7 protein-coding genes are annotated in these 12,488 nt (G+C 42.1%); 2 read left to right on the top strand and 5 right to left on the bottom strand.

The window, feature by feature from the left end:
• The first annotated feature begins 10 nt into the window (after positions 1-10).
• Together ACSX1H_RS08310 and ACSX1H_RS08305 are read left to right on the top strand one after the other, a co-directional pair.
• Positions 11-1,222: an IPT/TIG domain-containing protein gene (locus tag ACSX1H_RS08310; RefSeq protein ID WP_439183387.1), complete on the top strand. Its 1,212-nt coding sequence runs from the start codon at positions 11-13 to the stop codon at positions 1,220-1,222.
• Between the two features lie 101 nt (positions 1,223-1,323).
• Positions 1,324-2,454 (top strand): metallophosphoesterase, encoded by a 1,131-nt coding sequence (locus tag ACSX1H_RS08305; protein WP_439183386.1) that lies wholly within the window; start codon positions 1,324-1,326, stop codon positions 2,452-2,454.
• A gap of 139 nt (positions 2,455-2,593) precedes the next feature.
• Here ACSX1H_RS08305 and ACSX1H_RS08300 read toward each other — a convergent pair whose 3' ends face one another.
• The 5 genes from ACSX1H_RS08300 to ACSX1H_RS08280 form a co-directional block, all read right to left on the bottom strand.
• Positions 2,594-5,827: a S41 family peptidase gene (locus ACSX1H_RS08300; RefSeq protein ID WP_439183385.1), complete on the bottom strand. Its 3,234-nt coding sequence runs from the start codon at positions 5,825-5,827 to the stop codon at positions 2,594-2,596.
• Between the two features lie 487 nt (positions 5,828-6,314).
• Positions 6,315-7,625 carry an alpha amylase family protein gene (locus ACSX1H_RS08295; protein WP_439183384.1) on the bottom strand — a complete coding sequence of 437 codons (1,311 nt, stop codon included), beginning with the start codon at positions 7,623-7,625 and terminating at the stop codon, positions 6,315-6,317.
• A 38-nt stretch (positions 7,626-7,663) separates the two neighbouring features.
• Entirely contained in the window at positions 7,664-9,970 is a 2,307-nt protein-coding gene (locus tag ACSX1H_RS08290; protein ID WP_439183383.1) for a beta-N-acetylhexosaminidase, read from the bottom strand.
• Between the two features lies 1 nt (position 9,971).
• Entirely contained in the window at positions 9,972-11,045 is a 1,074-nt protein-coding gene (locus ACSX1H_RS08285) for an SGNH/GDSL hydrolase family protein (RefSeq protein WP_439183382.1), read from the bottom strand.
• A 28-nt stretch (positions 11,046-11,073) separates the two neighbouring features.
• Positions 11,074-12,474, bottom strand: coding sequence for a DUF5009 domain-containing protein (locus tag ACSX1H_RS08280; RefSeq protein WP_439183381.1), 1,401 nt, complete (start codon positions 12,472-12,474; stop codon positions 11,074-11,076).
• Positions 12,475-12,488 lie beyond the last annotated feature (14 nt).

Raw genomic sequence — 12,488 nt, 5'->3', positions numbered from 1 at the left:
AAATTTAGCTATGAAAAATAAGCATTTAAATAAAATACTCATCTTGTGTATGAGTGTGCTAATAGTCTTTGGACTGTTTAGCTCGTGTGAAGAAGAGAAGACCGAAGTTTTCTGGGATGATAATCAAGCTGCTACTTTAATCAGTATATCACCTACCAGTGCAAAGGAGGGGAATGAAATTACCATTGAGGGTAAATATTTCTCATCAACAGCCGATAATAAGGTGACACTTAACGGTCTTGATGCCGAGGTTACTGCAGCCAACATCACAACAATCAAGGCCATTGTTCCTGAAGGTGCCACATCGGGAGATATTGTAGTTACCAAGAATGGAATGGCATCAAATAGTTTAGCTTGTACAATAGTGCCACTAGATATTCCAACACTAATTTCTATTAGTCCTGAAAAGGGTAAAGTAGGTCAAGAGGTTATTATTACCGGTAAAGACTTTAGTACTACACCATCCGAAAATATAGTAAAATTTAATGGTACCGAAGCTACTGTAGTTGAATCTACAGAAACGACCATTACTGTTATTGTTCCTGCCGGCGCTACTACTGGAAACGTGACGGTTACAAGAGATCGTGAATCAAACGGTGTTATGTTTACAGTGACAATATCCTATAATATAACGGTTCAGATTACAGAATCAGGAGATGATGCAGAGGAAGGCGCATTAAATGGGGCAATGGCTTTAACTAGCAGTGATTTGGAACTTGCCGAATACGACACCTGGGATGCCATCTCAGGTACTGATCAGGGGGTACAAACAATAGGTCTTCGGTTCAATGCCATTGAAATACCCACAGGAGCCAATGTTCTGTCTGCTTCAATTCAGTTTACTTGCGATGCTGTTGGTGCCGACGAAGCCGAGATGACCATTTATGGTGAGAATACAGGCAATTCGCAACCTTTTACCGAAGAGGCTTATAATGTAAGCATGAGATCTAAAACAACCGAAAATTCGGTTTGGGTAATTCCGGAATGGGAAGTAGTAGGAGATGCAGGTTTAGCACAAAGAACTAGTGAGTTAGCTGGTATTGTTCAGGAAATTGTGGACAGACAGGATTGGAATTCAGGTAATAGTATGTCTTTCATTTTAACACCTAGCGGTTCAAGTATTAATGAAACAAGTAGTAGTGGAGGACGAGAAGCAGAAACAGCTGATGGATCTTCCAGTGGTACTCTTGCACCTGTATTAACAATTATATATGAGTTGTAATCAGTTCTTTATGCGCATTACAGTTTCATTGATTGCATGAATATAATATGGTAAGCCTCTTTGTTATTAACGAAGAGGCTTCTCTTTATAAACAGCTTAAAATGATTTCAAAAATATCGTTACAAAAACTTGCACTTATTTTGTTGGTATCTGTCCTATTTCTGACATGTCGGCAAGAAAAGGAGACACCCCAACTAACTGATAATGTCAGACGTATTGATGGTCCATATGTATTTTATGAGGGGACTGACACAAAAGTTGTTGGCGTAAATAGTTCTAACCAAATCACGAAAACTGATTATTCAGGGGAACTGAATGTTATTGTTCCGGAGCAAATGCCGGAGCAGTTTAGTCTAAAGCTAATGAATAGTATAGAGAATCCTTCCTCTCAATATAAGAAGTCAGATAACATATTCGTTGTTTCTGATATTGAAGGCAATTATTACTCTTTCGCAAAATTACTGATTGGAAACGGCATAACAGATGCTAAATTAAATTGGGCATTTGGAGATGGAGATCTTGTGTTGGTAGGTGATTTTGTTGATCGCGGTGAATTTGTTACCCAGGTACTGTGGTTGGTGTACAAGCTCGAGATGGAAGCAAAAGAACACGGGGGGCAGGTACATATGATTATCGGCAACCACGAAGCCATGTTACTTGAGGGCGACTGGCGATATACAAGGCTGAAATACCGGGAGCTTGCCAATGCTTTGGGTATTGATATAAGGGAACTTTATGGTGTCAGCACTGAATTGGGAAGATGGCTTCGCTCCAAAAATATGATTGAAAAAATTGGTGATATTCTGTTTGTTCATGGAGGAATTAGCAATACTTTACTGGATAAGCAGCTTAATCTCGATGAAATTAACCGGATTGCCCAGGAAAATTATGGTGCTGATTTAGATAACAATAATCTGGAAATTGCAAATCTGTTGTTTGGACGATATGGTCCGCTTTGGTATAGAGGACTAGTAAAATCTTACAAAGACTATTACCCAAAAGTGAACTCCGAAGATATAGATCGTATATTATCGTATTATCAGGCCAAAAATATTGTTATTGGTCATTGTGTTGTCAATGATATTTCAACCGATTTTAATGGAAAAGTTGTTAGAGTTGACGTGGAGCACCCCGTTACAAGCGATGATAAAATGGAATCGCGGGCATTGCTAATTAAAGATGGAGGCTTTTATCGAATGGATGATCAGGGAAATAAAACTAAGTTAAATTAATTATTGAGTAATATAAGAGATATAAATAAGATTTTTAATACAAAAAAATATACATTATAAATCTTGCTATCTAACTTGGACGAGCTAAGACATAACCTGTTTGGTTTTGGCTCGTCCAAGTTAAGTTTATGATTTCTGACTAACGCACCTCAAATTCCTGATGGTCGGGTTTTACATACTTTTTCGTTTCTAATTCTTTAAGGATAACCTCAATGGCTTTTTCCAGCTGTGGGTCAATATTTTTGGCTAACTGACCCGCATCTTCATCCACTTCCACATCTGGATCAACGCCGTGCCCTTCTTTAAACCATTCCCCGGTATAAGGGTCGTACATACGGAAAGTTGGCGCGGTTACTGTTCCACCATCGATGAGTGGCGGCATACCTGAAATACCAATTAGTCCGCCCCAGGTGCGTGTACCCACCAGTTGGCCTAAGCCGGCCTTACGGAAATAGTCGGGGAAGGCATCACCTCCTGAACCACTCCAACCATTAATCAACATCACTTTAGGCCCAAAATGAGCTACCGGAGGCCACTGCCAGTCTTGACCGTCGCGCACGGCCCAAAAGGCCAGAGGCTTACGATTCAAGAGCTCTATAAAACGGTCAGGTATTTGTCCGCCGTTATTAAAGCGTTCGTCGATAATTAAGGCGCTTTTGGTCCATTGCCCCATAAACTGTCGCACCAACTCATTTTGTCCATCGATACCTGTACTGGGCACATAAATATAGCCTACCTGCCCGTTGCTTGCTTCTGCCACACGGGCCCGTTTGCTTTCGATCCATTGGAGGTTACGCAGGCGGTACTCGTCCTCCATGGCCGTAACCACAACCTTTCGGGCACCAGCCAATTGAGGTACACTATTCACTGTTAATTCAATGGTTTTGCCGGCGTAGCCTTGCAAGGCGGAATATGGCGATGCATTCACATCTACCGGGGTGCCGTTCACAGCCAATAAATAATCGCCCTCATTAACCTTTACACCCGATGCCGTCAAAGGTGAAACAACTTCTGCATCCCAGGTGCTGCCTTTTACGATGTGGCTGATGATGTAATGATTGTCTTTAACCGCAAAGTCAACACCAAGGTAACCTACGGCCAGTTTTTGAGCCTTTTCGGTATCTCCTCCTCCTTTATAGGCATGTGAGGCATTCAATTCGCCAATCATCTCACCCAATACAAAATTCACATCCCAACGGGTTACACAGGCTTCCAGTAAAGGCAGATACTGTTGGTAGATGGCTTGCCAATCCAGTCCATGCATGTTTTTATCGTAAAAGAAATCGCGCTCCATGCGCCAGGCATCGCGATAGATTTGCAACCACTCTTCTTTTGGATGGATGGCAACTCTCAGCTCCTTGGTATTTAAAGGCTTATCCAATTTCTGATCTTCAGAAGGCGAAATAATAGCCAGCACCTGCTCTTTTCTTACCAGTAATTTTTCTCCATTAGCGGCGACTTGATAGCCGTCAATATCTTTCACAATGGTTTTTTCTTCACGCTCTTCCAGATCGTAGTATTTGAGCGTACGTTTATCATCATCCCCGGCCATAAACAACACCTTGCCCTCCACCGAAGCTATGTTGCTATAGTCGCCATTTTTAACAGACAGCATAACGATGCGGCTCTCGAACCCGTCAATATCAATTCTGGTGTCTTTAGTTTCGTCATTAGAATCATCCGTGTCATCCTCTCCTTTTTTCTCCTTATCGGACTCTTTTTTATCGTCCTTCTTTATTTCAACGCTATCGTTACGGAACGATAAAGGAGAGGCCGTGTCTTTTGTTAAAGGTACGGCAGCCAGCAGGGTTGACTTTGGATAAATAAAGCTGTTGTCGAAATCGCTGTATTCGGGATTAAAATGACGATTGGTGGTAAAATACAAGTATTTACCCTCCACATCAAACACCGGGTTGGCGTCGTTATAATAACCACTGGTTACCTGGTATAAACGGCGATTGGCAATATCGAACAATGCAATGGCCGATGTTCTTTTATCGGTATCTTTGGCATAGGCCAGCCACTGACTATTGGCATCCCATGAAACGCTGAAACTACTTAAACCTCCGTGAAAATAATACAACTGTTTATCGATGGTGAGTACCTCTTTCGTGTCGATAAATACCACCTTAATTTCCATGTTCTGCTCTATAAAAGCCAGTTTTTTACTGTCGGGCGACCAATGCAAACTGTAACGAAAGCCATTGGTAAACGAGGTGATGGTTTGGGTTGAGCCATCCTCCATGTTACGCAGTACCAACTGGTATTCTCCAGTGGCATCGCTCCAATATGCCAGGTATTTGCCGTTAGGCGACCAAGCCGGTGAGCGTTCTGCCACACCCGAAGTCTGTGTGAGGTTGATGGTATATCCGTGCTCAGCAGGTACGGTAAATATTTCGCCTCGTGCTTCCAGCACCACTCGTTTGGCATCGTGCGCAATAAACGCATTGGAGAACCGGCCTTTTAAATCAATGTTTTGAGGCAATAGGCTTTGTTGGTCCGTCACTACATTCACTTTAACCTCCTTGCTGCTACCCGCTGCGATATTGTAGACATACAGCTTGCCGGCGGCTTCAAAAACAATGTCATCGGGCCCCATAGAAGGGTAATGCACATCGGTATCGGTAAACTGCGTCAGCTGTTTCACCTCTTTGGTCGTTAGGTCGTATTTCCACAGGTTAAAACGCTTGGCATCACCACGGTCTGACAAGAAATACACTTCATTGCCCTTCATCATTGGCAACTCATTATTGGCGGCATGTTTGGCGATCTTTTCGGCCGATTTGGTTTCCAGATTCATCAGCCATATATCTGGGGCAGTACCTCCACGATACCTTTTCCAGGTGCGTGTTAACCTGCTTTTATCGGTAAAGGCAATGGTTTGTCCGTCTTCTGAAAAAGACCCAAACTCGGCATGTTCGATGGCCAGTTTTTGAGGCAGTCCTGTTTCGGGCTGGGTTAAGTAAAACTGGTTCCATCGCATTTTACCACTTTTACGCGCCGAGGCAAACAATACCTGAGTGCCGTTGGGGTGCCAGTCAACCACCCTATCGTCATAGCCATGCCAGGTATGGCGCGTGGGCACGCCACCGTTTACCGGAATGGAGTAAACATCCATGTTTCCTGAATAATTGCCGCTAAAGGCAATGGTTTGGCCATCGGGAGAAAACTTAGGAAAGGCCTCTTCACCTTTAGGAGAGCTTAATTTTGTAGCGGTGCCGCCGTCTTTATCCACAATCCAGATATCGCCGGCATAGGTGAAAGTGATTTGGGTTTTACTAATGTCGGGATACCGAAACATCCGCGCATCAATTTGAGCATGTGCGGCCGCCCAAACACATAAAAACAGTATTGAAAAGATCGATTTTTGCATTCTTTTATAGATTTGTTAAAGGGTTAATAATACGACTATCATGCCTGTAATTTCATGATATTTAATGAAAAACAAAAATCCAATCAGAAATTCTTTTCCCTGCTTGTGCTTCCTATTTTAATTTTAATCATTGTCTTGCTAAGTTTTGAAGCCTGTACTCCGTAATCTGTATCTGGAAATTATGGCCCAACAAAGAAATAGTTAAAAGGAAGAAAGATGAAGCCAACTTGTCAATTATTGGCCAAGGCATACACCAATATTTGCAAGTATCCATACCAGCGCCATTCTAACCTGACATGATTGAAATAAATACTTTAAAAAAGCAGGCCAAGCATAAATAACAAAAGCCACCTTCCTGAAAACAAGAAGGTGGCTCAACACAAATGCGCAAGGCAGTTGTTAGTTTTAGATTTTAGCAGCACTACTCAGCGCCTGTTTGATGCAGCAAGTGCCCCATCAAACAGGCTATAATACTCTGGCATATAGTTTATTCAAATTCGGCTTTAAGGCCTTCTTCCACCTCTTTCCAAAGGTTTTCGTCAATGATATGTACAATATCAAAAACCATTAAACCATCTGATTCTTTAATGTTCATAGCGATGGTTTGGCTCAACTGTGGTCGGTTATTGTAAAACTGGTCCACCAAAATTCCACCGTAAAACTTATTGTCACCTAGGATCCGACGCAAGTTTTTACAACTTCCTTCAACACAGTACCAATCACCTTTTTGAGCTTCACTATCCGTTTCGTTCCAAACAGCTTCGTTTTTCGCGCGGTGCTCCTCGATGGTAACATTCGTATAATAGTTACCTGTTGTGTATAAATCCATCAACTCGGCATAACCTGTATTTTTATACTCGGCACTGGCCCAGTCAAATTCTTGTGACGGATCATAGTTTTTACTCGCCCAGTTAACCCCGACTTCGTAGTAAGAAGGGTACCAAGCGCCGGTATAAGTTCCATAGCTGATATCAGGATTGATGGCCTTCACGGCAGCTCTAGACTTAGCCATAAAGTCATAAATTACCTGTGCTCTCCACTCGATCCATTGCTTAAATAAAGGCCCGTCTACCCGCTTATTTTTACCGTTTTCATCCTTTTGCCACTCGTAAATATCTGTTGGCCAGTTCGCCACATTCTGACCAATTACTTTCTCAAAAGTTGCTTTTGATAAATCACTAAAATCACCCATTATTCCGTCGTATCTCACTCTATCGGTAATAATACCATCCAATTTGGGATACATAGTTGTTACTTCCTCCAAAATAGAAATAATGTATGCCTGGTACTCCATATTAACAGGGTTAACCATGGCACTATACTTATTTTTTAGGTTCGTAATGCTAGTCAGGCCTTGTTCTGGGCTGTATACAATTGTTCCCCACTCAGGGTGATCTTCGTAAACAGGTCCGAGATCGAAATGGTTATGCCCTGCAACAAATATATTTAACGAGGCATGCACCTCTAAACCATACTTGTGTCCTGCTTGAATAAAGTAGCCTAAGTAGTCAAAATCGCCCCGCTTGTAGCCTTTCCACTCCTTTAATTCGTTAGCTATTTTACTAGGGTACAGCACACTTCCATCAATTGGTCGCACATCCACTACTGCATGCGTAAACCCTAAGTCGGCAATCTTTTCCAGGTAAAAATCAATACTATCTTTATTACTAAAGCGTTCAAAGTTGGCGGTCGCATCAAACCACATCAATTTTTCTTTTCCCTTTTTCTTTTGCGGCACCGAATTACAGGCCGCTAATACGATCGCGAAGATCAAAAATAAAACACTCGTTTTTTTCATGATAATTAATTATTGATATTGATTGTTATAATAATTTTCTAGTGTATTTCAATTTCATCAACAAAAATGAAGGCGGGCTTTCCTTTAGCCGGATGCCACTCGGGTATGTTCCGATTACTACCTACAATTATTTTCACAAATCGGGTATTGTACTTCTTGAAGTTGATTGTATAGTTCTCAATCTCAAAAACATTACTGGTACATTTATCCAAAGACACCGACTTGGTAAAATGATAGGTTTCATTGTCATCTGAGAAATGAACTTCAATATAAGTTGGTCTGAATATCCAGTCGGCTGTCGACACAAAAGCATTGAGAGCAATAGACTGTATGGGTGTTTCCTGTTTTAAATCAATGGTTACCGATAAATCCTCATTGTTATACCCCAACCAATAGCCAGATTTGTAATTTTTTTGCCCGGTGAGCCCATCATTTAACAATAAAGCGCCATTAAAGGCATAATCATGATAGGCTGGTGTATTTAATTGGATTGGCTTTAAAGTGGCTTTGTTAAAGCTGAATGATTGTTCCAACACTCTTGAGGCATGCTCCCCATGATAAGCAATGGCCTTCACCACCATACTTTGATCAATAGCAATTGGCCCTGTGTACAATTGACTGTTTCTATCGGGTGTTGAACCGTCGGTGGTGAAACGAATTTCACCGCTGCCATAGGTCGATAATTGAAGAGCCATCGTATTTTCAACGGTATCGCGCAAGCACTCCTTCTTAATGTCAAAGATGTGTTTGGCATAATTATATCCGGCCGCATCATAGACTAAAAGCATTCTTTCCAAACGCTGCTGAAAGGCATCGTAATCCTTGTCTGCACTGCTCCATGCTACTTCACTAAAGGCCGCCAAACGAGGCAGTAGCATGTACTCAACGTGTTTGAAGGTTTTTATATATTCTGTCCAAATATTAGCCTGCAAACCTATAATATTGCCTTTTGCCTCTGGTGATTCCACTTTCTCGAATGGGTCCCAGTTATAAACCATTTCCAATGTTGTACTCCCTCCAATGGCCAATGGTTCATTCAGGATATCTTTTGTCTGGTAATAATCGAAATACACATGTGTATTGGGTGACAGAACCACTTTATTACCAAGCTGTGCGGCTTTTAGCCCGTGCCCTACACCTCTCCAGGCCATGACGGTTGCTGTTGGTGACACACCACCTTCAAGAATTTCGTCCCAGCCAATTAAGTAACGCCCGTTTTTATTGAGATGATTCTCCACTTTTCGGGTAAAATAACTCTGCAACTTCTGTTCGGCCGTAAAATGGTCATCTGACTTAAACCCTAAAGCTTTAATTTCCTTTTGACAGTGCTTACAGCTCTCCCACCGCGTTTTTGGACATTCGTCTCCTCCAATGTGAATATACTTTGAAGGGAATAAATCCATTACCTCATCCAGAACGCAGTAAATAAACTCATAGGATTCCTCCTTGCCTACACACAATACATCTTCGAACACACCCCACTTATCGGCCACCTTTAGTTGTTTGTTTTGGCACCCTAATTCTGGGTAAGCTGTTAATGCAGCCACCATGTGGCCCGGCATATCAATTTCGGGTATTACAGTGATGTAACGTTCTGCCGCGTAACCTACTATATCACGAACCTCATCCTGAGTGTAATAGCCCCCATGAGGCTGCTCATCATAATCGGGCGAATTCCGGCCAATGACAGTACGTTCTCTGCAGGCTCCCACTTGAGTTAATTTCGGATACTTTTTAATCTCCAAACGCCACCCCTGATCATCGGTTAGGTGCCAATGAAAGGTATTTATCTTGTGTAAGGCCAGCATATCAATAAAGCGTTTTATAGAATCCGCTGTAAAAAAATGTCTGGCCACATCTAAGTGAACACCTCTATAGGCATTAGCAGGCTCATCTTCAATCAATACGCCTGGTAAGGAAATGGATTGACCATCGAATTCATTTTTAAGGGGCAGCAATTGCTTTAAGGATTGAAATCCAAAGAAGGCAGCAGAGGCAGAAGCGGCCTCAACCACCACTCTGCTATCAGAAATCTGCAACCGGTATTTTTCTTGGTTTTCAAAAGCCTTATAAACAAAAGCAACATTAGCAGATACTCGCTTCTGGGTGAGCATGCAGTTCATTTGATAGTTACTAGTCAGCAATTGACACATCTGCTTAGCTACAGGCTGAAAAAATGAACTGTCGTAAGATATATGAATGGCATCCGTATTTTGCCAGCGCAGTTGCACACCTGTTTCGACTACGCTCTGGGGCAGTGGAATAATTCCTACGGGGCTCTTGTCAGCACCTGGTTTACATGCCACAAAGGCAAATAAAACAACGCCTATCAACAATGATCTCATATTATTTCTTTAAATATTTCTTAATAATGGGATACATATTTTCAGCATAGCGGCTAAAACCCAGATCTGTGAGGTGAATACCATCAACGGTTGGCTCACCATCATCTCCAATCAGGTGTTCCGGCGAAACATAACGCAGGTACTTATCGCCCTTTTTCTTCAGATCCTTGCAGATGGCTGCTAATGATTCATTTTTTTCATTTACCACGGCACTGATATGCTGATCAAACTGCCCATGTGGAAATAGAATGCTTCCAATAATGATGACAGGCGTTTTAGGATGCTTTACACGCAAACGACGAACAAACTCTTCTGTTTTATCTATAATTTGCTGATTGGTGACATTAGGTACAAAATCAAGAACAAATACAGAGGCCTCAGAACCAGCCATTACATCAGCAATTTCATAATCCAGCTGGCCGTTTCCACTGAAACCAAGATTGATTACCTCCCGGTTCAATCGACGGCTCAATATATTGGTAGCAGCCATGCCAGGACGCGAAGCACATGCTCCCTGTGTGATACTGGTTCCATAAAAAACAACGGGTTTTTCAGAAACGGGCGAAGCTAATTGTGGTTGCTCAATAAGTGCTGTTGAGTCTACGCCAATTCTTAAGGCCTCAAGCCCATCATACAATGGCAAATAGAGCATGTATTCACACATCTCCCCTTTCATGTTATCGATGATGGTTGCCGTCGTCTTTTTTCCTGTTGGCTTACCCGAGTTAACAAAACGCCACTCTCCATTTTTATAACCATATAAATCAAGGCCCTTAACACCAACTGCTGCCATATGGTTTAATCCTACATTGCCAGTGAGTTCCCAACTGGCCGAAATCGTTTTGGCATTGCTGCGAAAACGTAAATATAACCCGGCACTATTAGTTCCTAAGTAAAATAAGCGGTCGCGCACCTGCCCTTCCAGACTGGCTGGTAAACGCTCATAACGAGAGCCGGTTTCGTTGGTTACTTTTCCATATAGAGGAAACGAGGCTGCATCATAATACTTTTGTTGCGACTGAGCACATACACCCCAAAACAGGCCAAAGCAAATCATTAAAAATCTGACAGTCATACTATTCATTTTATATACTAAACAGTGTTTATGTTCTCCAAAACCACTTTAAACGGGTAAAAAACATGGCCAGCAACATGGCCAGTGTGGTAACAATCAAGCCTCTTAGGAAACCTGTCCACGCATTGGCATTAAGCATATCCAAAAACTGTGTGAGGCGACACAAGTTAAGCAAGGGCATAATTACCAAACTGGATGCCACATAAGCAATCATTGGATTCTGCCCAGCCATTTCAAAACCTTTAAAAACACCTCTAATTTTATAGACATCGCATATTATAGAGAAGGCCATCATCGCAAAAAATGCTAATCCGGAAGTGACAAAATAGAAGCTGTAGGTTGAAGAATCTTTTCTGATTCCTCCCTCATAACCTTCAAATACCAAACCCAGGGCGAGTAAATAAGTGCCTGCCACCAGCATTCTGCGCCAAAAAATGCCATTGGCCGAATTGGGTTTTATTAACCAGTACATTGCACCAACCAACACACCAGATAAAGCAAGGTTGAGAACCATATACCGCATATACAAACAGTAAAGATTAGTTACAATCAGTCCAACAGCGGCAATGAGGATAGCAGGGTATAAATATGCTGGTTTTGCTGATGCCTTATCGGCGCCGGATTGCTTTGTCCATTCCAGTAAATATTCCCCCGCAATGGAGCCTGGTATCACTATAAATAAATATTTCAGATAATAGAATTTATATAACCAGGGCAAAGGTGTCCAATGAAAAAAGGCGCTGGTCCAGGATTCGGCATTCGAGCTTGCCAAAAATACTCCCATCACCAAAGGTAAGATAGCAATACGTGCCAGGCGTTTACCATGCGTAAGCAGGTAAGCCAAAGAGCCGAATATGGCCATATTTGCTAATACCAGAATAATAATATTGCTGAAACCCAGACTGAATTCCCGTCCTTTTGCATACTCGGTATTTAGTAAGATGATTACCGCAATCAGATACGAGGCTCCTTTTATCAGCCAGTGTCCCCATTGTGGCATTGCTAATGGAATACGCATAAACATGGGGAACATTAATACGAATGCTCCAATTGCCATTAACCAGGAAGTTGTGTCCTGAGGTGCACTCACAATATGCGGATACATGTGCTGGATAAATATGGCAAAAAAAGTTAACTGAGCTCCCCTGATCAGGCTATCGCGAAGCAAGGTGATAAGTTTGATGCCCTTATCCCGTTTTCGACCTAAAGAAAAGGGGAAAGAAGCCCCCATGGCAAATAAAAAGAAAGGAAATACAAGGTCTACCCAGGTAATTCCGAAATTTGATCCGTTAAATGCATGCGTTGGCGGAGGAGTTTGCGCATGGTACATCCAGCCTGGCAAAACACCATAGGCTACGGTGGCAGATAGTATCATTGTTACAATGGCATATCCACGAAAAACATCCAGAGAAGTTGCTCTTTGACTCATTAATTCCTATTTAA

Origin of the sequence: Carboxylicivirga taeanensis, from assembly GCF_051851475.1 — a bacterium.
In the GTDB taxonomy this organism is placed as follows: Bacteria; Bacteroidota; Bacteroidia; order Bacteroidales; family Marinilabiliaceae; genus Carboxylicivirga; species Carboxylicivirga taeanensis.
The sequence above is the reverse complement of the archived record's forward strand: the minus strand, read 5'-3'. Positions and strand labels throughout refer to the sequence as shown.

What these genes read in the sequence shown, in the direction of transcription:
- ACSX1H_RS08310 (WP_439183387.1), top strand. Translation starts at nt 11, where the DNA reads ATGAAAAATAAGCATTTAAATAAAATACTCATCTTGTGTATGAGTGTG.
- ACSX1H_RS08305 (WP_439183386.1), top strand. Translation starts at nt 1,324, where the DNA reads ATGATTTCAAAAATATCGTTACAAAAACTTGCACTTATTTTGTTGGTA.
- ACSX1H_RS08300 (WP_439183385.1), bottom strand. Translation starts at nt 5,827, where the DNA reads ATGCAAAAATCGATCTTTTCAATACTGTTTTTATGTGTTTGGGCGGCC.
- ACSX1H_RS08295 (WP_439183384.1), bottom strand. Translation starts at nt 7,625, where the DNA reads ATGAAAAAAACGAGTGTTTTATTTTTGATCTTCGCGATCGTATTAGCG.
- ACSX1H_RS08290 (WP_439183383.1), bottom strand. Translation starts at nt 9,970, where the DNA reads ATGAGATCATTGTTGATAGGCGTTGTTTTATTTGCCTTTGTGGCATGT.
- ACSX1H_RS08285 (WP_439183382.1), bottom strand. Translation starts at nt 11,045, where the DNA reads ATGACTGTCAGATTTTTAATGATTTGCTTTGGCCTGTTTTGGGGTGTA.
- ACSX1H_RS08280 (WP_439183381.1), bottom strand. Translation starts at nt 12,474, where the DNA reads ATGAGTCAAAGAGCAACTTCTCTGGATGTTTTTCGTGGATATGCCATT.